Here is a 24,240-nt window from a genome sequence, read left to right as displayed (position 1 = left end):
ACTTATACCTCCCCCTGCCTCAAATTCCACACCGAATCTTCCGGCATCTGGACACGGACATCTAATCGGCAGTCTTCTGGAATATCACAGGGTTCAGCATTGGCATAGTAGACCTTTTCACCGTCCACGATGTCTTTTATCCGCTTGTTCTGAAACTGCCTGGATAAATGGGTGTGCTGGCGGTGGAAAGTGCGAATCGTGATACAGCCGTCTTTTTGCACCTGGTCATCAATGTAGATGAGTTCCAGCCCGTTATTGTTCTTCGGCGATGAGATATACCGCCATGTACATGTAGTGACAATACCATACTATACGCAATTAACTTGAAGATGCAGGAATTAAAGTCTGGAAATTATCGGTCAGTCGGGTAGTCAATTCCTGTACTTTCTCGGGTAATGTGACATGAAAAAAATGATGAAGGGTTTCACGGAATGTTTTTGCATCAGGGAAATAAACATTGTTTCAGACCTGCTCATTCGCGTACTTCCATAATCGTTCAATTGGTTGAGATTCGGGCTGTAAGGCGGCAGATAATGCAACTCAATATTCAGAACTTCGGCAAAAAATTGAACCACTTCAGAGCGGTGGTAGCCGGCTCCATCCAGGATGAGATGAATTTTTTGTGAAAGCGGATAAGTTTCCCTGATAATAGTCTCTTCAATCCGTTGCCAATTCAGTGCAACCCATGATGTTGAGACGGGTACGGCTGACTGTCGTTTCATGGATACGCAGCGCTTGCGCGATCATCTGGGCAGTCCATCCTTCGGAAGCCAAAAGCACGACTTTAATGCGCTCACGCACTCGTCCATCAGTCAGATTAATTTTCATGTTCGCGATAGTGATCTGATTTGAGGGAAAAATCAAGCATCTTCAATGACGATGGGTATATTCCTAACTTACTCCATTGGAGGAAGTTGGTCAGGTGGCGTATAACTCTTTGAGTTGGCTTAATTCCGTCTACCCAACGGAATCACTTTGCTGCGGAATTTACGAGCGAGATGTAAATATGCAACCTGGTTCAGAATGGCATACGAAAATACACATAATACACTGATATTTATTAAAAATTTTATTTTAAGGAAGCTGCTCTACATTCCCCGTGCATCAATATCTTGATTCCTGTAAGACGCCGGAATTAAACCCAATCTTTTGATACTTTGAGAAACTTGCATTGCAGGGAGCCGAGCGATATGCTTTTTTGCATATCGCTTCAAACTCCTCGTTTCAGGGTATTTAAACGTTATCTCAATGAGGTATGGCTGTTTTACTCAAACTCAGTGTTTCACCGTATTTTAATGTTATTAATAAGTTATAAGGTCAGGTTAAAGTTTTACATGACCCTGTGAGCTAAGCCGTATAAAAGGCTTTGCATTGCCCGTAATACCTGGGATTTGCCCTGCGGGTTGGTGGAAATAACCAAAGGTGGAATTCTGTCTTGCGTTCTAGATAATTTAGGCCGCTACACAATGTCTATGAATTAAACAACTAAAGCATGTATCTTGTTCCGGGGAATTGTTTATCGATGTTACCTTTAACCACTTTATATGCCTGACTCCTGTCACCCTGCACATATTTTATAAAAGGATTATTCCAGATCACACGGTCAGTGGGGGCGGACATATAAGCAAAATTGATTTCTGCATCTATAAAAGCATCTCGCGCTTTTTCTAGCCAGTCTCCTCTTCCGATATAACATGCTTGGAATTTAATCACGCCAACCCGATGAAGAGACATTTTTTTCAAATCGCTAGCCAGTGTTTCCGGGCTGTAACAACCTAAAGCGTACTCGCTGGCATGTGCAAAAATATCTAAGCGGTCATTTTCCGTCATCGATTGAAGATAATGGAAATTATTATAAATATATTTTTGTTCCTCCCTTTCGGATTCTCGCCCCACCAGTTCAAGCACATCCTTATATTTTGACTTTAAGTAGATATACTCTTGCGGTTTTCGCTTTTTAAAGTTGTAAGCTAAGACTATTTCTATCTTACCAAAAGGCCATTCATGGGACCTAATTAACGGTATTCTCCCAGCAGCTTTGAATATTTTATTTTTTAAATTCATTGCATTACCCTCTTTGCTAAACACGGCCATATGAATCAGGGTACCGCCTCATATGATACGAGAACGTGATTACACTTTCTTTGACCGTCACCAGATTAACAGTTTTCTGAGGTACTCGGAATTATCACGCTATTACAGTTAACGATATTTGTGAATCAGTAATGCTGACACACAAACAGCTATCTCATTTGAGCTGGTTGAGCCGTTCGCGAGGTATACGGGCAAGGGATAGGAAGGGATAGGTTTACTATAGGGCGCTTAAGGCTGAACTGGACAAATTCGCTCTGCTACCGTGGAAGCCATAGATTATCTATTTCCAGTGGTTCGTCTAACGCCTCCAAGGCACCCAAGAATAAAACTTTCCGCCAGCATACGCTTTCTGACTTCGCTTTCACTGAGCCTGAACTTACAACCTATGGCTCTTTAGACGTGCCACTAACGTAGTGATATTCGATAAAAATCGCACTCCTGAGCCATACCCACATTACGCAACTTGGCAACGCAGCCATCTATGATCATGCCGTCCTCGTCACTGCACGATAGCTTGTTATTACCGGAATAAGTCACCGCGTTTTTAAACCCGGCAGATATCGACTTCCAACCAATGTTAACCCTGCCTTGCACTACCCATTCGCCCCAATACGTTAATATCTTCGGTATATCTCTGTGCATGATCGTTTACCTGCTTCGCGATGCACTCGCTAACTAGTACAGTTTAGCATTGGTTGAGGATATAAAAAATAGATGATCCAACTTTGAATGATAGTGATTTAAAAGGACTTTTACTCCATTGGGGTAGAGAGATATTCGTAAACCAAAGTTGGACTACCTTGATTAAGAACACCAGAAAATGGACGATATGGGAATTCCTTCGGTGAATCGAAATATACGGCGAAGAAATTACTCTCATTGCTAAGAAAACGCACTGTTAATCTGTTTTTTACAAGCGGGTACGTAGTTCTAAATGGGTCGGTTGGGTTTATAGGCATAACAACCTCCGCAAAAACATATTTGAGATAATCAATAACCCCATCTTCACCCAATAACAAGCGAATGATTACTAACAATTAATTAAATAGGTTTTCATAATACTGAGAGTATCAGATATTGGTATTCTTTACCCCGCGCGGTGCGCGAGGTAAAGAATACTCTTATCATTTTGAAACACTATTTAACCATAATGAGAAAAAGCATTGTAATTCACGACTATGTTAGTGCTTATCCAAATCCGATCAAATTACAAGCTGGAGATATTGTTTCGATCAGCCATAGCGATATTGATTACCCTTACTGGATTTGGACGACAAACTCCTTAAATGTCAGTGGCTGGGTTCCTCAACAAATTCTGAATCTCATTTATCCTGATAATGCAATATGTCAGGAAGATTACACGGCTCACGAGTTAACAGTAAAAGCGGGAGAATATCTGTATCTTGACCGAGCATTAAATGGTTGGTACTGGGCATATAAAGACTCAGGAGAAGCAGGCTGGATTCCTCTGGAATATATTAAATTCTAAGATGCCATATTGATACAGCCATCCCAGTATTAACCACAATATTGTGACTATACTGTCCTCTTATTTATCAAGGTATTCAATAACATTAATGGGATACATTACCGGACAAAGGAGACAAAGTAATGAAGTTTGTTCCCGATTATAATCATATTCATGCAGCACATTCTCGTATTAAACCCTATATCAATAAAACTCCTGTATTCACATCAACAACTGTCAATGAATTCTTTGACGCTCAAGTTTATTTCAAGTGTGAAAACTATCAAAAAATGGGGGCATTCAAATTCCGCGGAGCCATGAATGCCCTATCCCAGTTTAGTGATGAACAGAAAAACGCAGGCGTTATTGCTTTTTCATCAGGCAATCATGCACAAGCAATTGCGCTGGCAGCTAAGTTACTGAATATTTCTGCCACCATTGTCATGCCACACGATGCTCCCCAAGCTAAGATAACAGCCACAAAAGGTTATGGGGGTAAAGTCGTTTTTTATGACCGATATACTGAAGATCGCGAAGAAATCGGTCGGCAACTGGCAGAAAAACACGGCATGACACTCATCCCACCTTTCGATCATCCACATATCATTGCAGGTCAAGGCACCGCGGCTAAGGAGCTATTTGAAGAAGTCGGTGAGTTGGATGCCCTATTTATACCTCTTGGCGGTGGGGGTTTATTGTCTGGCTCTGCGCTTGCCGCTGCTCACTTATCCCCTACATGTCAGGTTTTTGGTGTCGAACCAGCAACCGGTAATGATGGTCAGCAATCTTTTAAAAAAGGTGAAATAGTTCATATAGATACCCCAAAAACCATTGCAGATGGTGCTCAAACACAACACTTGGGACAACACACTTTTGCTATCATTCGCCACCTTGTCAAAGACATTCTTACTGCGTCAGATGATCAATTAATTGATGCTATGTACTTTTTGGCCGAGCGAATGAAAACCATCGTCGAGCCTACCGGCTGTTTGGGATTTGCTGCGGCAAACGCAATGCGGGAACAATTGCAAGGGCAACGTATCGGAATTATCTTGAGTGGCGGAAATATTGATATAAAACAATATGCACATTTGTTAGCAAACAAGATCTCATGAGCATTCATTATTTAATCATGCCCCCGTTAGCATGATAAAAATAGGCAGAAAATTGCTACTTAACTTTTTCCTGCTCTTTCTTTAACTTCCGCCATAACGTTGTGCGGCTAATGCCCAGATATTCTGCTGCCGCACGCCGATTACCTGAAAACCGTGCCACAATATCGTGTACTGAAGGCGTATTTTCGATAAGAGAAACTGTCTCAATCTGGGCTGCTTGCGTAACATCAGAGCCAGTTTGGCGTTCAGGTGAAAGCGATAATATCAATGCAGGGGTTAACGCCTGTTCTGGATGAGCACTTAAATAAAGCGCTATCCGTTCCATTAAGTTACGTAGTTCACGCACATTTCCCGGCCAATGATAGTCATGCAACACATCATAACACCCAGCAAGCGCCTGTATCCTCGATGCAGTAACAGGTAAGTTAAGTACCGCAAAAGCCCGTTGTAAGTATTCTAGCGCCAACAAACCAATATCATCCCCCCTCTCCCTTAATGCAGGTATGTTGATCCGCAATACACTCAAACGGTAGAACAAATCTGCCCGAAAACGCCCTTCCCTGACCCAAGTATCTAAATCACAATGCGTCGCACAGATGATCCGCACATCGACGGCAATCGGACGATATCCACCAACCCTGACAACCGATTTTTCTTCTAATACCCTTAATAACCGCGTTTGCAAAGGCAATGGCATTTCACCGATTTCATCCAGAAATAGCGTCCCTCTATGTGCAATTTCAAATAACCCCGCACGCCCGCCACGTCGTGAACCGGTGAAAGCGCCTTCCTCATAACCAAACAGTTCAGCCTCCAGCAAAGACTCTGTAATCGCGCCACAGTTAACGGCAACAAATGGCCGCGGATACTTGCCCGCTAGCTGTCCATACCGCAAGGTATATTCATGATGAATAGCCTGCGCCACCAGCTCTTTTCCTGTACCGCTTTCTCCCTGAATTAAAACTGTTGCCGTCGAGCGGGAGTACAGCATAATTGTATTGCGCACATGTTCTACTGCAACAGAATGCCCCCTGATATCGTTGATTGTGTGCCGTGTGCGTAGTTTATCTTCTGTAGGATAAGGAGAAATCACTACCTGATTAAGTTTGCTCATTCGGGCCATCTCCAACGCATCCCTAAATGCCTGCCGAATCGAATCTGCTGAATAGACAAAAACTCCCACTAACTCAGCTTCATAAGCAAGATCGGTAATCAATCCTGCCCCGACAATCACTTTTATGCCCATCGCCTTCAACGTATTGACCTGCGCCCTGGCATCTTCCTCTGTGACATAACTGCGTTGTTCAATGCGCAAATTGAAATGCTGCTGAAATTCTTCTAATGCAGGCAACGTATTTTGGTAGGTAATCACACCAATTCGGGAACTGATTTGTCGGGCACGGGCCAATGCCTGCATAAAATCAAATCCGCTGGCTTTAGCAATAATCACAGGCACAGATAAACGGCTTTTTAAATAGGCCCCATTAGATCCTGCGCAAATCACCGCATCACAATGTTCAGTTTCCAGTCGTTTGCGAATATGTTGGACCGCACGTTCAAAACCCAACTGAATCGGCGTGATATTCGCTTGGTGATCAAACTCCGGTGTAATATCACGAAAAAGATCAAAAAGTCTGGAAACAGAGACGGTCCAGATAACGGGTTTATTGTTATCACGTTCCTCTGCGTGTGCTGATGCCATATCTCCTCCCCTGTTGCTTGTGTTCTGTTTCACCACCAAAATATGAAACAAAAATGAAACACAATTGATTCAAGATGAAACAAATATACATTATAGCCAATAGCTAAACAGTAGCTACTTATCAACCAAAATCTATCCACCCAATTCATTTAGATAATAAAAACATATAGTTGACACATCCCTATTAGCCCATCTGCCCATTTTTTAAATATTGGCATAGACCTTGCTAAAAACCTTTTTACAGTAACAACAAAATACAAATTGGTTTCATTTTGGTAACAATGGGGTTATATATGGCACTTTCTTCCGCTGGTTTAGCTTTTCGTCAGGCAATAGAGGACGAATCTCCGTTACAAGTCGTCGGAACCATCAATGCAAACCATGCATTACTGGCAAAACAGGCAGGCTACAAGGCGATTTACCTTTCAGGTGGTGGTGTTTCTGCAGGTTCGCTGGGGCTGCCAGATTTGGGGATCTCTACGCTGGACGACGTGTTGATTGATGTCCGCCGTATTACTGATGTCTGTGACTTACCGCTGCTTGTCGATGCCGATATTGGGTTCGGTTCCTCGGCGTTTAATGTCGCCCGCACAATTCGTTCTATTATTAAAGCAGGAGCCGCGGGTGTGCATATTGAAGATCAGGTCGGTGCTAAACGTTGTGGTCATCGTCCAAATAAAGAAATTGTTTCCAAACAGGAGATGGTAGACCGTATCAAGGCTGCCGTTGATGCCCGCACCGATGAAAATTTTGTCATTATGGCCCGCACGGATGCACTGGCAGTAGAAGGGTTAGATGCCGCACTGGACAGAGCCACAGCTTATATCGAAGCGGGCGCCGATATGCTGTTCCCTGAAGCCATCACCGAGCTGCATATGTATCAGGAATTCGCGTCCAAGACGCAGGTCCCTGTTTTAGCGAACATTACCGAATTCGGTGCGACACCACTCTTTACAATCGAAGAATTAAGGCGCGTCAACGTCGCCATCGCCCTTTACCCGCTATCAGCATTTCGGGCGATGAATAAAGCGGCCGAACAGGTCTATACCACTTTGCGTCGAGATGGCACACAGAAAAACGTCATCAATATGATGCAAACCCGCAATGAACTTTATGAAAGCATCAACTACTACGATTTTGAACGAAAACTGGATGCCCTGTTTTCCCAGAAAAATAGCAGAGGTGATACTCATGAGTAAGCAGAATACGGCAATGGAACTCTCTGGATCTACATCATTTAAGCCCAAAAAATCAGTTGCACTGTCCGGTGTTACAGCAGGCAATACAGCGCTCTGTACCGTTGGCAAAAATGGCAATGATTTACATTACCGTGGTTATGATATTCTCGATTTGGCCGCCCATTGTGAATTTGAAGAAGTCGCTTATCTTCTCATCCACGGCAAACTTCCCTCCCACGCAGAATTGACATCCTACAAAAACAAATTGAAATCCTTACGTGGCCTGCCAAGCAATGTCAAAGCCGCATTGGAGGCACTGCCTGCGGTGGCCCATCCTATGGATGTCATGCGTACCGGCGTTTCTGTACTGGGTTGTACTTTGCCAGAAAAAGAAGATCACAACCTAGCTGGTGCCCGCGATATTGCTGATCGCTTACTCGCCTCTCTCGGTTCAATACTGCTGTATTGGTATCACTATAGTCATAATGGCCGTCGCATCGAAGTTGAAACCGATGATGATTCCATTGGCGGACACTTTCTCCATCTCCTGCATGGCCAAAAGCCACGGGGATCATGGGAAAAAGCGATGCACACCTCCCTGATCTTGTACGCTGAACATGAATTTAATGCGTCTACCTTTACCAGCCGAGTCATTGCGGGCACGGGATCAGATATTTACTCTGCCATTATCGGAGGAATTGGTGCCCTGCGTGGATCGAAGCATGGTGGGGCCAATGAAGTTTCATTCGAAATTCAGCAACGCTATGACACTCCCGCGCAAGCCGAAACCGATATTCTGGCCCGTCTGGCGAGAAAAGAAGTTATCATCGGTTTCGGCCATCCGGTTTATACCGTCTCCGATCCTCGCCATAAAGTCATTAAAGAAATTGCCCTGCAACTTTCCCAGGAAGCAGGGACACCCCAGATGTATGACATTGCTGATCGGATTGAATCCGTGATGTGGGATAACAAAAAAATGTTCCCGAATCTTGATTGGTTCTCAGCGGTTTCCTATCACATGATGGGGGTTCCTACTGCCATGTTTACCCCACTATTTGTGATGGCCCGCACTTCTGGTTGGGCCGCTCACATTATTGAGCAACGTATTGATAACAAAATCATCCGTCCATCAGCTAACTATATTGGCCCTGAAAATTTGGCATTTATACCGCTTGAACAACGTTAATAATTCGATTTAAGGATTAAATTATGTCTACCTCTGTTGTTAACAACCGACCTGATTACGATCAAGTGATTGTAGATATTGTGGATTATGTCATGGACTACACCATAACATCCCCAATTGCTTACGCCACAGCCCACCACTGCCTGATAGATACCTTGGGTTGTGGATTAGAGGCGCTGGAATATCCCGCCTGCACAAAACTATTAGGGCCAATTGTGCCGGGAACAACGGTACTTAACGGTGCACGCGTACCAGGAACCCAATTCCAGCTCGATCCTGTTCAGGCCGCCTTTAACATTGGTGCAATGATCCGCTGGCTCGATTTCAATGACACCTGGCTGGCAGCCGAATGGGGACATCCTTCTGATAATCTTGGCGGAATACTTGCCACCGCCGACTGGTTGTCCAGAAATGCGATTGCCCGCGGAGAAAAACCACTCACCATATGGGATGTTCTGACAGCGATGATTAAGGCGCATGAAATTCAAGGCTGCCTGGCATTAGAAAATGCTTTCAATAAAGTCGGGTTGGATCATGTTGTTTTAGTCAAAGTGGCTTCCACGGCGGTTGTCGCTCAACTGTTAGGGCTGCAACGTGAGGAAATATTAAGTGCGGTTTCATTGGCCTGGGTTGACGGACAATCTTTGAGAACTTATCGCCATGCCCCCAATACCGGCTCGCGCAAATCCTGGGCTGCGGGAGATGCAACTTCCCGTGCCGTGCGTCTGGCTCTGATAGCCCAAACCGGTGAAATGGGTTATCCCTCTGTATTATCTGCCAAAACCTGGGGATTTTATGACGTTCTGTTCAATGGTCAGCCATTCACATTCCAGCGCCCTTATGGTTCTTATGTCATGGAAAATGTGCTGTTTAAAATCGCTTTTCCAGCCGAATTCCATTCACAAACTGCCGTAGAAGCAGCAATGATCTTGCATCAGCAACTGAAAGAGCACAACAAACGCATTGAAGATATTGCACAAATCACTATCCGTACCCACGAAGCCTGTATCAGAATCATTGATAAACAGGGACCATTGAACAATCCCGCCGACAGGGATCACTGTATTCAATATATGGTTGCCGTCCCGCTGATTTTTGGGCGTCTGACGGCTGCGGATTATGAAGATGATATCGCTGCCGATCCACGCATTGACACCTTGCGGGAAAAAATAGTCTGCGTTGAAGACCTTGATTTCACCCGTGACTATCATGATCCCGAAAAACGCTCCATTGCCAATGCACTGACGTTGACATTCACCGATGGCACTCAATTGGACGAAGTTAAAATCGAATTCCCGATTGGACACGCCCGTCGCCGTAAAGATGGCATTCCGCTATTAGAGGAGAAATTCAAAACCAATCTGGCGCGTCGCTTCCCGCAAGAGCAGCAACAAAAAATTTTAGCGATATCTCTTGATCTGATGGCATTGAGAGATATTCCGGTAAACGAATACCTTGATTTGTATGTCATATAATTTGTATACCCTTGAGAGATGAATGTAGGAGAGATTATGTCATTCCAAAATTTCTATCAGCATTCAATTGATGATCCCGATACTTTTTGGGCAGAACAGGCCAAACGCATACACTGGCAACAGCCTTTTGAACAGCCCCTGGATCATAGCCATCCCCCTTTTGCCCGTTGGTTTTGTGGGGGAAAAACCAATCTCTGCTACAATGCGCTAGACCGCTGGCTGGAAAGCCAACCCGATGCCAGGGCACTGATTGCCATTTCAACGGAAACTAAAATCAATAGCGAGCGAGTTTTCACCTATAAAGAACTGCATCGGGAAGTGAATCGTGCCGCTGCTATCATGTTGTCGCTCGGCGTGAAAAAAGGTGATCGTGTCGTTGTTTACATGCCAATGGTGGCTGAAGCCCTGTTTATTTTACTGGCCTGTGCCCGTATTGGGGCAATCCATTCAGTCGTATTTGGGGGTTTTGCTTCTCACAGTCTCGCTACCCGATTAGATAACGCTGAACCCGTTTTAGTCGTCTCAGCGGATGCGGGTTCACGTGGGGGAAAAATCATTCCTTATAAGCCTCTGCTTGATGAGGCCATTGAATTAGCCAGGCACACGCCACGCCATGTTTTGATGGTAGATCGCGGACTGTCCAATATTCATTGGGTGAACGGCAGGGATGTCGATTTTGCCACATTACGGCAGAAGCATCTTGATGCAGAAGTGCCTGTCACATGGCTCGAATCCAATGAAACGTCTTGTGTGCTCTATACATCAGGCACAACCGGAACCCCGAAAGGGGTTCAACGCGATGTCGGCGGTTATGCCGTGGCGCTGGCGACATCAATGGACGTTATTTTTGGTGGTCAGGCAGGCGGCGTTTTTTTCTGCACATCGGATATTGGCTGGGTTGTTGGGCACTCTTATATTGTCTATGCTCCCTTAATCGCCGGCATGGCAACGATCATGTATGAAGGTCTCCCGATACGACCGGATGCGGGCATTTGGTGGCAAATTGTCGAAAAATATCGTGTCACCAGAATGTTTTCTGCCCCTACGGCAATCCGCGTTTTGAAAAAATACCCGACGGATTGTATCGCCAAATATGATATCTCATCGCTTGAAACACTCTATTTAGCGGGAGAGCCGCTTGATGAACATACCGCCCGTTGGATTGCCGAAACCATTAATGTGCCTGTTATTGATAACTATTGGCAAACTGAAACGGGCTGGCCCATTATGGCGATTGCCCGCAGTCTGGATGACAGGCCAAGCCGTTTTGGTAGCACCGGTTTTCCCATGTACGGTTTTAACGTCAAGCTACTCAACGAACTGACTGGTCAGGAATGTGGTGATAATGAAAAAGGAATGCTGGTTATCAAAGGCCCTTTGCCGCCAGGTTGCATCCAGACTATCTATGGTGATGATCGACGTTTCATTAATACTTACTGGCGTCACTTTGATCAGCAAGTCTATTCGACATTTGATTGGGGAATACGTGACAGCGAAGGTTATTATTTTATTCTGGGGCGTTCGGATGATGTGATTAACGTTTCCGGCCACCGTTTGGGAACGCGGGAGATTGAAGAGTGCATCGCCAGCCACGAAGATGTCGCAGAAGTTGCCGTCATTGGTATCAAGGATGAAGTGAAAGGACAAACCGCCGTGGCGTTTGCTGTCCTCAAAGAAGGACGAGAAATCCAGAGTGCTGACCATTTTACCACATTGGAAAAGGCATTAATGGCGTTGGTGGATAAGAAAATCGGCAGCGTTGGACGTCCGGCACGCGTCTATTTTGTGACGCAATTACCGAAAACCCGTTCAGGAAAAATGTTGCGCCGCACCATGCAGGCTATTTGTGAAGGACGTGAACCAAGCGATATTGCCCTGATTGAGAATCCCGCTTCATTGGAAGCCATTCGGGATGCGATTTCCCATTAAGCAACCGTCATTAAACAATGGATGAAGGGCAGCCATGATAACCATTGATATTTGGTATGACTTTCAATCGAGATTCTGGGTTCCTCTGGGAAAAACGAACGATCTTCGAAGGAAGAGCAATGGTGCAGCGGGCTTATTGGCAAAGTATCTCAATTTAAAGCGCCTAAGAAGATACGGGCATATCGGATCTATGATGTATCCAATGCCCGCAAAAAATTAAACATACTCAGACCAAAGGAGGAAGAAAAACAAAACACTATCCAGAAGATAAAAAACGAAATGAACTTCGTTTACATATAAAAGTCGACGCAGATATTGAATCAACGAAAGAGCATAGTAGAGTCAATATTTTCAGCATCATGTGGAATTCAGAGGCTGGAACGCTTTCTATGTCATGAGCAGTCTGCAGTAAGAATAGGGGAAGACCATATTTGAGGTTAAATAGTGATAATTACCTTAGATAAATGCCCTAATTGCTGAGGCATAGAGTGGCTAGTAACCCATCTATGATTATCATTTGATTGAATTTCTTGATTAATCAAAAAATCAAAAGGAATGTGATGACCATATTCATTCACTATCATTTGTTGAACATAATAGTAAGGTATTGTCCAAGCAGATACATACTGCATAATAGCATTAATATCTGATAAGCATGTAATCATGGCTGGCACAATATTGACGTATCTCCCTATAGATGTCATATCTGTTGTATGATGGCGATTAGCGGTCAATATACCGATATAAAGTGGTTTTTGTGAATGACGATGCCATAAAGCCGAAAGCACCTCTCTCAGATTACCAGGAGTCTTTAACACTTCTGATATTTGAATTACATTTTCGACTGTTTTTTTATCCAAAATTTTTCTGAAATTATTGACGAAAATAGAAGCAGATTCACGATAATTTTCTACTATCTCTGGTTCATTCGTTTTGAGTATATAATTCACATATCCGTCACTTAACGTGAAAGTGGTTTGGGTTATTACGTTATTCAGAAGATTTGCAGTGAAACCATCAAACAGAGCACGGTGAATATATATATGAATATGTTTATGTTCCTCTTCGTTATTAATAATACTGAATAAAGGTAATTCCTTGCTAGTTCTCCAAGATGAATCTAATTCCTCATTCGTAAATTCAATAAAATCACCTTTAGGATTAATTAACATTGAGACAATTCCATTATAAACTAAACCAATAGTATTATCTTCTTTTCTGAGATGGTATTTAAATATAGAGGTTTGATTTGCCAATTTTTTTATCTTTTGTAACATTAATTCTTTTTCATCGCATTGACTAGTTATTGTAAAAAAGAGACGATGCTCTCTTGAGCTTAATGATTTCTCTTGAGCTAGTAAATTCATCTCGTGGCTAAGGGGTAATTTTTGTGGTAATAGGTGGGATTGTTTTGCAGCTTGAATAAGCGTAGCAAGATGTTTTGGTGTTGGCAATTGAACAAAACTTTGGACTTCAATTTCAATTCCTTCACTGGATTTAATTTCGAGAATAATATCAATAACCTGTAGGGAATTCCCTCCCAACATAAAAAAATTGTCATTAGGATTAATATCATCTCTTTGCAATAAACGACAAAAGAGATATTTAGCAATTTGGAGGGCGCTTTCTTCATCATGAAATTTTGATATTTCAGTATTTGTTTTATTTTTATAAATACATTCAGATAATCTTGATATATCCAGTTTACCTGTCTGATTCAGAGGAACATGAGATAATGAAAAAATTTTAGCGTTTAAAGCATATCGAGGCAAAACACTACGAATAGCCTCAGTTTTGTGTTTATCAATTTCTGTATACTGACTTTTTATATATAGTGATAATACTCCCTGTTGAAATACTGCAAAAACAGCATCTATAAATGCTAAAGACATAACCCTGCTCTCAATTTCCTCTAATTCAATGCGTACCCCATTAATTTTTATCTGTCGGTCTTTTCGACCAATAAAGTGAATAATTCCATAATCGTCTAATACACACAGATCACCACTGCGATAAAATAGTGTACCGTCATATTCAAAAAATCGTATTACATTTAAATCATGATCTAAATATCCAGAACTGACATTGATTCCACTAATGACTAATTCACCTATTTCACCCTGTTTGGTAGGTTCATCATTATCACCAACAACCATGACCTGACAATTCGGGATGGGGCTACCAATAGCAATACGCTCTTTTTCATCCTGCCCCAGAATTTCGTAAGCCAGACTATCAATGGTACATTCCGATGGGCCGTATTGATTAAATATCCTCGCAGTGCATACCCGTTTAATCATATTATATAGTGCGAGAGTAAATACTTCTCCTCCAACATATAGCACTCTCAAACTTTTTAGGCAAGTATCAGGAGAAAGAGTAGTCATAAGTTTTGACAACACTGAAGGAACAAAATCAGTAATAGTAACTTTGTATCTCTCCATCAGTTCAAAAGTCAGTAATGGATCTAACATTTCTGTATCTTCTTGCAAGATAAGCCGTGCACCAAAACAAAGGGCACCAAACAACTGCCATAGTGCAGGATCAAATGTAAAAGAGATATTGTGTAATAGGGTATCTTGTGAAGTGATATTGACTAATTGATGCCGACTCAGAATGACATTTAGCAGTGAGATATGTTTGATGGCAATGCCTTTGGGCTGCCCTGTTGTGCCGGAAGTAAAGGTATAACAAAGGATATCATCGGGTGAAGTTGAAATAATGATTTCTTGTGTGGACTGTTCAATGGGATTAGCCAGTGCAGCTATAATTAAATCATCATTGACAATCAGTGGATGTGCAACACTTGATAAAATGTGTTCGCGTCTCTGATTGTGATCATTACTTTCGATAATAACGAAAGGCTTTCCAAGCTGAATTGCGGTTAAAATAGCCGTGATGATATAGATTTTCTGACTACAACCAATTGCAATGGTTTTGAAATTTTGATCATGCAATGTATTAAGATAGACCGACAAGGTACAGGCACGCTGATATAGTTGTTGATAACTCAATGAAATCTGACGATTGCATAATGCTGTTCTTTCTGAAAATTGTTTGAAGGCATAATAAAATAAGTGAGTGGCAATACTCTCCGTTACATAGGTTTGTGAAAGATAGGGGCCATCAATGATCGAAATGTGTTCTGCTATTTGAGCAACAGACAATGAATGACTGATTTTTTGCAGAAACTGAGCGATCTGGGCTTCATTAAAATATATCATATCAACACATAAGGTCAGTTCTAAGCGTTGAGGTTTTTGCTGGAAATAAATTGTGAATTTGTGTTGCCCGTGATTTGGTAATAGGGAATGCTTTCTGATACCTTCTAATAATCTGCATGTTTCATAACCAATAAAAAAATCAATATCCATTGGTTCAGCTAATGGGGCTGATGACATCATTTCCAACATAATTTTTTGGTTCTTGGAATAAGCTTTATCAAATGATGCTTCGGAAATATCTGAAAAATATTGAACCTTGTGGTGAACAACCGAAAAATTGATGCTTTTCTCCTTTTTACCAGAATTTAAAGCGTAAGCAACAGTGATATTATTAACTTTAGATATTGCCTTTAAACCACTTGCAACATGGGTCATCAATCTCACAAATAAAGAATATTTGTCATTTATATTGGCACAGAGACGAAAATAATTCTTATATGTCTTAAACTTCATAAACATTCCTTTTATTTCATAAGATCATGGATGAAAGTTATCACGAAAAGTTTCTATCATTGAGCTGAAATGGATACCATCAATAACGGCATGATGGATGGAAAAACCAATGAGCCACCCATTATCAATTTCATGTAAAACACATTTTGATAATTTCCCTTCAATAGAAATTGGTTCAAGCAGGATATTTTTCATCCTGCCAATGGCAACAGCTTTGCTTGCTCTTGGATAAATAATAATATCAATATCACTCTGATCTGGTTGCCAAAATAATTGTTGAGTAAATTCCTTAATTCGGCAATTAAGTATTGGATAACGTTTTATCCAATCTTGCAAATTTTTCTTAATATCGGTTCCAGTAATACAACTGTTAATTTCAAATAGATTGGCAATATTCATGGCATCAGAATGAGGATGCATTTTTGAATAAAGCCATAAACTCTTTTGTTGATCATTAAGTTTCCTATCTTCAAGAGAAGAGCTTTTTTCTTCTTTGTGGCTGAATAACTCAACTTGATTGATCATTTGAAGTGTATACTTCACTAATTCACTAATTCACTAATTCACTAATTCACTAATTCACTAATTGTAGGAGAGGAAATTAACGCATTGAGAGGAAGAGTTGTTCCTGTTTTCTTTTTAAGAATATCAATGAAATCAAGTAAAAGTATCGAATCCCCCCCCATATCGTAAAAATTCAACGTAGTATCTTTGATTTCTTCACCCAATAGTTTTTCCAATATATCGAGTATGAAGATATCTGTTAGTTGTTCAGTAGATTCAGGTTGAAGTGGCGTTAGTATTATTTGTTTGGCAATCTTTAACGGAATGTAACATTCTTGTTCTTCTTCCCAATGATATTCTGGATAAGGTGTTTGCCACCCTAAACAAGCATTGTTGACGGCTAGTACAACAAACCCATTTGTTCCACCAATACCAAAAGAACTGATCGAGCCAAAAAGCATTTCAGCATTACTTAATTGGGATTGCTGATACAGATTTGAAAAACCAGTAATGAAAGGTGTTATCTTAGGATTGAGTTGTCTGAAATTTGCAATTGGAGGAACACACCTGTGAACAAGAGAATAAATGGAATTGATTATACCAAACAAGCCTGAAGCCGTATCCGTATGACCAATTTGAGATTTGATTGCACCTAATGCCACACTATCTTTTGCTGACAAGCTAAATGCACTTGAAGTACTTTCCATTTCAATCAAATCACCCAATATGGTGGCAGTGCCGTGTAATTCATGGTAACTCAGTTGATTAGCGTTGATATTCGCAATTGATAGCCCCTCTTCAATGACAGTTTTCTGGCCAAAAATGGAAGGTGCACCAAAACTGGATTTTCCTCCACCATCATTATTGAGACTAGTCGCTTTTATGATCGCATAGATTTTACTACCCGATTTTATTGCAGATTGCGCTGTCCTTAATAAAAATACAGCACCTCCTGAGCTTGCTACCGTTCCAGTGGCAGCAATATCAAGAGGTCTGCAAATACCATCATGAGCTAATATATCTCCGTCCCGACAAGTAAAACGACGGTGTTGGGGAAGCAACAGAGAACAAGCGCCTACCAATGCCATTTCTGATTCACCAGATAAAATCGACTGACATCCGACATGGATTGCACTTACTGAAGAGGAACATGCAGATTGCACCGATATTGCTGGTCCTTGTAAACCCAATGTGCTTGCGATGCGTGTTGCAGCAAAAGTGCTGTCATTGAGCCTGATGATATTATGAATATCGAATTCTGTATCTTCGACACTATTTTTTAATAAATTATCAAATAAGTAGTAGTTGATCCCAGTTGCGAAAAAAGCGCCGATTCGGTTTCCAGTTGAAGGTGTGTCAATACCTGCATCTTTTAACGCTTTTTTTGAAAGTTTGAGTAATATTCTCTGTTGAGGATCCATTAGAGAAGCTTGCTTTTTTGTTAACCCAAATTCTTTATAGGAAAACTTATAAATATCTTCAATATAGCCACAGCGAAATATCTCTTTTTCAGTCGCATCATGGAATTCAACGCGAAAATCTTGAATGAGTGTATTGCCCTGTTGTTTTAATTGATCAAAGCCTTCAGGAGTATCTATGCCGCCAGGCAAAATGAATCCTATCCCACAAATAGCGATATCATATTCCGTAAAACTCATTGTGTTGTTCCTCTACTTTTTCTTTGAGTGAGTTTATTGGTTTGTCTAGATGTTCGGACTGGTGTTACGGTGAGCTCTTCAGAGGTTTGAGACAAAATTAATTGCTTAATGAGTTGCTGCATACTCTTTAGTGTGGTCTGTTGATATAACAGAGTTATTGGGATCTGGATCTGATAGATTTTTTCCAATTCTGTGGAGAGTTGCATCAATTTAATTGAATTCCCACCATTTTCAAAAAAAGAACGTTCTGGATCCAAATAGATATTTCCGATATTCAAACTGAATAATTTATTAAACTCAGGCTCTAATGGTGGTGTATTTTCATTTGTAACCTGAACATATTCACGTATCAATCGAGATGTATCTATTTTACCATTTTTATTCAGAGGAAAAGGCTGTGTGATATATAACTGATGAGGGATCATATATTGGGGTAGTTGCAGGTTAAGATATTCCATAACCAGAGGGACAGACAACTGCAGCGAAGAGATGAACGCAACAAGACTCCCTTTGATTACCGTAACCTTAACGTCATCAACATCGTCAAGTTGCAATATGCAGCGTTCTATTTCGGCAGGTGAAACACGATATCCTCTAATTTTAATGAAATCCTGTAAGCGAGAGTCAAAGTGTATCGTACCATCTGCTGACATGGTGACGAGATCACCAGTAGCATAAAAACGTTCTCTTACACCAAAGGTATCTAACCAGACAAAAGAGAGAGATTCTGTTGTATTAAGATAACCATCAAATAACCCTTCACCACCAAGATAAAGCTGGCCTTTTTGTCCATGAGGCACCACAGATTTTTCTTCATCCATAACTATGGCTTTTATGCCATGCAATACCTTTCCAATTGGTGTATGTTGTTGTGTTGCTCGTGGCTGACACAGATAAACGCTGCTCCAAATTGTATTTTCAGTCGGACCATATTCATTATAGAGGTAAGTCTTGGGGAAACGCAGATAGTGTTTATCGACCAAATCCTGAGTCAATCGTTCCCCGGCCAAGATGACAGACTCGCATGAGTGAGTGAACATGGATTGCTCTATCAGTACATGATAATATGATGGAGTCGTCAGCGTTTGTGTTGGTTGGAAATCCTTTATTGCCACCACTAATTCATGAGGAGATCGACGTTGGGACTCTCCGGGCAGTAGGAGTTCTCCACCAGCAACTAATGTTCCAAATAATCCCGCATATGCGCTGTCAAATGTAAGTGGGCTTAACAGCAAAAATCGCTCCATCTGCTGTTGGTATTGGTGATAACGCATAGCAGTCGAATAACACAATGCACGATAGCTGATACTTGCTCCTTTTGGTTCACCAGTACTACCTGAAGTAAAAATCACATATGCCAACATATCTGGGGTTATTTTGGGAGGGTTAGTATGATGATCCCACTTGTCGTAGTTTATAATGGCTGATTGTAACCATTCTCCTGAGACGCAACCGACGCATTGTGCTTTCTGTTGGAGCTGTTTCATGCGTGCTTCAGGATCATCTGAATTCATGACCATAAAACTTCTGCCTGAATACAAAGTACTCAGCATCAGTTTAATTGTACTTATTGGGTTAGTATTAAGAATGGCAATCACACCTTGTTCAAATTGTTCATCCAGCCTTTTGGCGATAGAAATAATCTGCCATAATAATCTCTTATAACTTAATTGAGTGCCATCAGATAAGTATCTGATCGCAATTGCATTAGGGGATTTTTCAACATTATCTAATAAGCGAGAAATAATATCAAAAACTGGTAACTGACGTTGTTTAAAGTAAATGCTAGGTGCTAAGTTTGCTTCTTTTAATGAACAGTGATATCCCCGTTCCAAGAGAAGATTTAATATTTTCACAATAGCAAGATGTATTTTTTTAATTTCAGTTGGATCTATTCCTGACATAAATTCATAATGAAGCCTCAAGCTATTGTTGTCGGCAATATAATGCAGTGTTAGATCCAAGCGTGGTGGATTATTAAACACATTTACGGCTTCAAAGACGGAATTAGTTTTCAATGAACGCATGAGTTCTGCCTCATGCCGTACAAGCATCACATTGAACAGGTCTTTATTTGAATGCAACAACGATTTAATTGCTATCAGGGGAGTCTGTTTATGCTGCTGTAGCCAAGATATTTCATGTTGCGCATGCTGGAAAAGAGAATAAAAGGTGTCCTGTTGATCAATATGAATATAACCAGGTAACGTATTAATAAAACAGCCAATTGCATTCCATTGTTCTTCGGTATCCCTTGTGGATACAGGAATGCCAATGGAAAGAGTGCTGGCTCCTTTAACCATATGCAATGCTTTTGCAAATATTGCCATCATAATGCTGAATTCAGTCATTCCCAGTTGTTGGGAGAGTAAAATGAGTTGACGATAATATCTGTTGCTCAACTGGTATTCTAAATCGGTATCTGTATATTCTCCCCGTTGGAAATCGATAGGGTTAATTTCCTTAAGATGTTTCCAGTCTGATAAATTTGCGGGTACTTCTTTATGAACAGTATTGATGAGCTCGAAAGAAAGCTCTTCATTATTCAATTGACGAATAAGACGTTCGCAAATAAATAATAATGAATATTCATCCGCAACAATATGATGGATTTTCACAAAAAATTGATCGACATACTGCCCACAATTAGAAACAATGATCGCAAATTTGATGGGAAACCCCATGAATAAATCAATTGTCTGATCAATATAAAACTCTTCATAATCTAATTGATCAATCACGCACCAATCCTGAGGCCACTGTGTTTCATCAGTGGTGATAACTGATTTAGTCATCGTTGCAGGGTCAAATTTCAATCGTAGTGCTTCAGTCTGTCTGAGGAGTTTAGAGAGTGCAACCCTAAAGGTCTCAACAGTGATTTTTTTCAGAATCTTGAAATGACCAGTAATATGATACAGATGATTATTTTGATGAGCATCCAGAAAAAGAAACTGCCTTTCAATACCTGTTAATTCATTCTTATTTGATTGCTCTTGGGCTGTAGACAAATGATGAGAATAGTGAGATACCTGATTTAAAATAGCTTCCAAATTTGGCATGTCATACATCAGGCGAAGACTAAAAGTATAACCATAAATTTGCTCTAACTTTGCTTTCAATCTATTCATTTTTATGGAATCACAACCATGCATTAATAAATTATCTGATTGATTTTGTATCGGTATGCCAAGTTCATTCTGTACATAATTTAAGATGGTATTTGTCGAGGACAACATTTCCCATTTTGGCAGAGGAGGTTCTTCAAGTGCTTTACGGTTAAGTTTACCGTTCACTGAAAGTGGAAAAGAATCCAGTTTTACCCACAGGCGTGGCAACTGCTCAATAGGAATTTTTCCTGCTAATCTTGTTTGTATTGCTTGCTGGAGTAGATATTGCGAAGTATCGTCTTTAGAAACATAATAACCAACGATATAAGTACCTATGGGAGGATTATTAAAAATACGTAGAGCAATCTTTAATGGATGAAGAAGTTGTTGAATCTGTATTTCCAGACCAGATAACTCAATTCGAATACCGTTTATTTTCACCTGATCGTCAATTCTGCCATGAATAGTTATTATACCTCGCTCAGTAATTTCTGCGATATCTCCACTCAAATAGGCAGGTAATCCTTCAAAGATCACAAATTTATTTTTATTCAATACTGGTTGTGTATAACCCGCACCAACACAGATCCCCTTAATTAACAATTGACCTTTACAACCAGTGGGTAATTGACGTAAATTTTCATCCACAATAGAAACTTGACATCCTGGCAATACTTGTTCTAAGGGAGGCACATCTATATTGGCATAAGCATTGCAGCGTCCAGTCAGCACAACATCAGCAGTTTCTGAAGGTCCATATGAATTAACCATAGTGCAATTTTCTGGCAACATTCTGGTTTGTTTAACTTTATTGAGATTCCATATTTCACCACCAATGATGATAGTGTCTATATTGGATAAATAGTGTTTAGCCTCAGTATCATCCAAAAGTGTTTCGAATAGAGAATAAGCAATATTTAATATTGCGACATTACTGTTATAAATATCAACCAGTGTCTTTTTGACATCAAAAAGATAATAATCGTACAAATATATTTTACTGCCACACAATAATGGTTGAAATAAATTTTTTAAAACCAGATCAAATGCATGTGAACCAAGAATAAAAGCATCTTTGTTTTCTGGGGCTTGTTCATTAAAATAATGTACAAGATTTAAAAATGAATCGTGATAATTTAATGATAGTTTCGGATTTCCAGTTGTTCCTGAGCTGAACACACCATACATATATTGGTTACGTTCATAAGGTAATTGAATATATTCCACCTGAAAGGAACTCTTCTGGTTAATCAGTGTCTCATACACAATGTATGATGAAGTTAATGCCGTAATTCTTTCGGTCAAACGTTGTTCTGTCAGTAATTTCAGGCCATGTGATATCTCAAGTTTAGCTGAAAGAGTGGCATCGCTGTCAGCCGGATCTATACACACAAAATATCCCCCCGCTTTGAGAATGGATAATAGCGCTACCATTAATTGGTGGGATTTACTCATGACAACAAGATAACCTTTGGGCTGAAAATACGAACTGAAATGTGTCACCAGAGAATATAGTTCATTATAAGTTATGGACTTATTCCTATCCACAATTGCAATACGAGATGGGTGTTTCAGACACATTTCCATGACTGCATCGTGTAAATAGTATTGAATCAGTGGTGCTTCTGAACCTCTTAGGCAAGGCTCCAGACCTGTGTTGAGAATATTACCAATCTTGATGTTTTTTAAATTGTGTTGGGACAGTATATTGATACTGTGGTTCCAATATTCTAGCCATTGAGAAATATGGTTTTCAGTGATGTGATCTTCCGAGAATTCAAAATTAATCTCTAAACCCTCATGAAATTCAAAAATTTCAATCAAAATGGGAGATTTGCAATACCGTTTAGTCACCTGTCTGAGTTTTCCTCCAAACTGAGTTATTTCATAAGGAAAATTTTGATAGGTGAACATCACATCAATATTTGAACCATCACTGTCTAAATTGTTAAATTTTTTATATTCTTCCAGAATAGGAAAATCAGCGAAAGATTGTACTAATTGTAAATTAACAGCCAATTTTTTAATTGTGGAGAACAATGATTCATTAGGATCTAATGTAGTACGTACTATCAAAGATTCAACAATATAATCAAACGTTGATTCTAATTGAATGTTTTCTCTATTTGCATATGTGGAAATAAAGTGAACATCTTTATTTCTGCCAAAATAATATATTGTCATAGACAATATAAAAGCCATCACAGTGTATGCACTGGTACCCATCTGTACAGCATTGTCTACTAATCCATGATATTTTTCTTTATCTATTTTTATTATTTTGACTATTGCTTCTGATTCAAAAATAGGTTTTTCAGAGTGAATTAGAGGTAAATTAGATGAAAAACTAGATTTATTTAGATATTTTACCCAAAAAGATTGCTGAACTTTGTTTAACGTAATTAGTTTTGAATTTTTCAGAAAACCATAATTGACACTAGTTGGCTCAGGTGTATTCTCTGAAAGGATTGATGATAATAAATGTCCTAATGACCACCCATCTGAAATGATATGATGGAAAACAAAATAGGAAAATACACTTTTTTCAGTTTTAATTAATCCAAATCTAATCAGGCTTTCTCCTAGCTTAAACGGCCGATAAATAACCTCATGAAGTTTCTCATCCAACTGAAGAATTGAACAATAATAATTTTCCTGTGCTGGCATTATCTCAGCACTATTGCTGAGGTAGTAATTATTTTCATTAATATTAAAACATCTTCTTGCTACGGGTAATTTTTGTATATAAGACCTGAATTTATCAATAAATATAACTGATTGTTCTAGCTTATCAAACTCAATTACAAAAGGAATATAATATGCATAATCGTGATGAAAATTATTTTTTATAGCAATTATTTGATTCTGCTGTGGTGTACTGTGAAAAGACCCATCTGTATCAATATATGAATCCATATTGACACCATTCTTTAATCTATCATTTTCTAAAATGATGTAGACATTATCCTTATTTGATTTTATTTCCTCAAGATCATTTGAATTCATAGCATTGTTTCCATTTATTTTTATATTTCCATTTGGCAAAGAATGCAAATGAACCCCATTTTTCTTTAATGAATTAATCTGCTCGCTAGCATTTAATAATCCTGAAAACATATTTTATTACTCCTCCTGAAAATTAATTTA

General features: G+C 40.0%; 14 protein-coding genes and 1 pseudogene. 6 read left to right on the top strand and 9 right to left on the bottom strand.

Features of this window, described 5'->3' with window-relative positions; all coding sequences use genetic code 11:
* Positions 1–2: 2 nt before the first annotated feature.
* The 4 genes and pseudogenes from WDV75_RS14550 to WDV75_RS14535 form a co-directional block, all read right to left on the bottom strand.
* Positions 3–128, bottom strand: a complete 126-nt coding sequence (locus WDV75_RS14550) for a hypothetical protein (protein ID WP_273560115.1) — start codon at positions 126–128, stop codon at positions 3–5.
* A gap of 190 nt (positions 129–318) precedes the next feature.
* A pseudogene (locus WDV75_RS14545) lies at positions 319–828 on the bottom strand (transposase).
* Between the two features lie 657 nt (positions 829–1,485).
* A complete protein-coding gene (locus tag WDV75_RS14540) occupies positions 1,486–2,064 on the bottom strand; it encodes a hypothetical protein (RefSeq protein WP_273560117.1) in 579 nt (192 codons plus the stop codon).
* A 435-nt stretch (positions 2,065–2,499) separates the two neighbouring features.
* Entirely contained in the window at positions 2,500–2,736 is a 237-nt protein-coding gene (locus WDV75_RS14535; RefSeq protein ID WP_273560119.1) for an antiterminator Q family protein, read from the bottom strand.
* Positions 2,737–3,244: 508 nt separating this feature from the next.
* On the opposite strand from WDV75_RS14535, the gene WDV75_RS14530 reads away from it, so the two are divergent.
* Together WDV75_RS14530 and WDV75_RS14525 are read left to right on the top strand one after the other, a co-directional pair.
* Complete coding sequence (locus WDV75_RS14530; protein ID WP_338804745.1) at positions 3,245–3,583, top strand: SH3 domain-containing protein; 339 nt, start codon at positions 3,245–3,247, stop codon at positions 3,581–3,583.
* A gap of 122 nt (positions 3,584–3,705) precedes the next feature.
* Entirely contained in the window at positions 3,706–4,677 is a 972-nt protein-coding gene (locus WDV75_RS14525) for a threo-3-hydroxy-L-aspartate ammonia-lyase (RefSeq protein ID WP_273560123.1), read from the top strand.
* Between the two features lie 55 nt (positions 4,678–4,732).
* On the opposite strand, the gene prpR is transcribed toward WDV75_RS14525, so the two are convergent.
* On the bottom strand, positions 4,733–6,379 hold the full coding sequence (prpR, locus tag WDV75_RS14520) for a propionate catabolism operon regulatory protein PrpR (protein ID WP_273560125.1): 1,647 nt from the start codon (positions 6,377–6,379) through the stop codon (positions 4,733–4,735).
* Positions 6,380–6,672: 293 nt separating this feature from the next.
* On the opposite strand from prpR, the gene prpB reads away from it, so the two are divergent.
* The 4 genes from prpB to WDV75_RS14500 are packed head-to-tail and all read left to right on the top strand — an operon-like array spanning position 6,673 to position 12,147.
* Complete coding sequence (gene prpB, locus WDV75_RS14515; protein ID WP_273560127.1) at positions 6,673–7,578, top strand: methylisocitrate lyase; 906 nt, start codon at positions 6,673–6,675, stop codon at positions 7,576–7,578.
* Between the two features lie 13 nt (positions 7,579–7,591).
* Entirely contained in the window at positions 7,592–8,743 is a 1,152-nt protein-coding gene (prpC, locus tag WDV75_RS14510) for a bifunctional 2-methylcitrate synthase/citrate synthase (RefSeq protein WP_273560154.1), read from the top strand.
* 23 nt (positions 8,744–8,766) lie between these two features.
* Positions 8,767–10,218: a bifunctional 2-methylcitrate dehydratase/aconitate hydratase gene (locus WDV75_RS14505; RefSeq protein ID WP_273560129.1), complete on the top strand. Its 1,452-nt coding sequence runs from the start codon at positions 8,767–8,769 to the stop codon at positions 10,216–10,218.
* Between the two features lie 36 nt (positions 10,219–10,254).
* Positions 10,255–12,147 carry a propionate--CoA ligase gene (locus tag WDV75_RS14500; RefSeq protein ID WP_273560132.1) on the top strand — a complete coding sequence of 631 codons (1,893 nt, stop codon included), beginning with the start codon at positions 10,255–10,257 and terminating at the stop codon, positions 12,145–12,147.
* Positions 12,148–12,584: 437 nt separating this feature from the next.
* Here WDV75_RS14500 and WDV75_RS14495 read toward each other — a convergent pair whose 3' ends face one another.
* The 4 genes from WDV75_RS14495 to WDV75_RS14480 are packed head-to-tail and all read right to left on the bottom strand — an operon-like array spanning position 12,585 to position 24,210.
* Positions 12,585–15,824, bottom strand: a complete 3,240-nt coding sequence (locus WDV75_RS14495) for a non-ribosomal peptide synthetase (protein ID WP_273560134.1) — start codon at positions 15,822–15,824, stop codon at positions 12,585–12,587.
* Between the two features lie 24 nt (positions 15,825–15,848).
* Positions 15,849–16,367: a condensation domain-containing protein gene (locus WDV75_RS14490; RefSeq protein WP_338860030.1), complete on the bottom strand. Its 519-nt coding sequence runs from the start codon at positions 16,365–16,367 to the stop codon at positions 15,849–15,851.
* A 23-nt stretch (positions 16,368–16,390) separates the two neighbouring features.
* Positions 16,391–17,986: a beta-ketoacyl synthase N-terminal-like domain-containing protein gene (locus WDV75_RS14485; RefSeq protein WP_273560138.1), complete on the bottom strand. Its 1,596-nt coding sequence runs from the start codon at positions 17,984–17,986 to the stop codon at positions 16,391–16,393.
* Positions 17,983–24,210, bottom strand: a complete 6,228-nt coding sequence (locus WDV75_RS14480) for an AMP-binding protein (RefSeq protein ID WP_273560140.1) — start codon at positions 24,208–24,210, stop codon at positions 17,983–17,985. Before WDV75_RS14480 ends, WDV75_RS14485 begins: the two co-directional genes overlap by 4 nt.
* Positions 24,211–24,240: the final 30 nt, after the last annotated feature.

This window comes from Xenorhabdus griffiniae (assembly GCF_037265215.1).
Taxonomy (GTDB): domain Bacteria; phylum Pseudomonadota; class Gammaproteobacteria; order Enterobacterales; family Enterobacteriaceae; genus Xenorhabdus; species Xenorhabdus griffiniae.
The sequence above is the reverse complement of the archived record's forward strand: the minus strand, read 5'-3'. Positions and strand labels throughout refer to the sequence as shown.

Bases quoted from the DNA above. Each gene is read 5' to 3' on its own strand.
- WDV75_RS14540 (WP_273560117.1), bottom strand. From the start codon at position 2,064: ATGAATTTAAAAAATAAAATATTCAAAGCTGCTGGGAGAATACCGTTA.
- WDV75_RS14535 (WP_273560119.1), bottom strand. From the start codon at position 2,736: ATGCACAGAGATATACCGAAGATATTAACGTATTGGGGCGAATGGGTA.
- WDV75_RS14530 (WP_338804745.1), top strand. From the start codon at position 3,245: ATGAGAAAAAGCATTGTAATTCACGACTATGTTAGTGCTTATCCAAAT.
- WDV75_RS14525 (WP_273560123.1), top strand. From the start codon at position 3,706: ATGAAGTTTGTTCCCGATTATAATCATATTCATGCAGCACATTCTCGT.
- prpR (WP_273560125.1), bottom strand. From the start codon at position 6,379: ATGGCATCAGCACACGCAGAGGAACGTGATAACAATAAACCCGTTATC.
- prpB (WP_273560127.1), top strand. From the start codon at position 6,673: ATGGCACTTTCTTCCGCTGGTTTAGCTTTTCGTCAGGCAATAGAGGAC.
- prpC (WP_273560154.1), top strand. From the start codon at position 7,592: ATGGAACTCTCTGGATCTACATCATTTAAGCCCAAAAAATCAGTTGCA.
- WDV75_RS14505 (WP_273560129.1), top strand. From the start codon at position 8,767: ATGTCTACCTCTGTTGTTAACAACCGACCTGATTACGATCAAGTGATT.
- WDV75_RS14500 (WP_273560132.1), top strand. From the start codon at position 10,255: ATGTCATTCCAAAATTTCTATCAGCATTCAATTGATGATCCCGATACT.
- WDV75_RS14495 (WP_273560134.1), bottom strand. From the start codon at position 15,824: ATGAAGTTTAAGACATATAAGAATTATTTTCGTCTCTGTGCCAATATA.
- WDV75_RS14485 (WP_273560138.1), bottom strand. From the start codon at position 17,986: ATGAGTTTTACGGAATATGATATCGCTATTTGTGGGATAGGATTCATT.
- WDV75_RS14480 (WP_273560140.1), bottom strand. From the start codon at position 24,210: ATGTTTTCAGGATTATTAAATGCTAGCGAGCAGATTAATTCATTAAAG.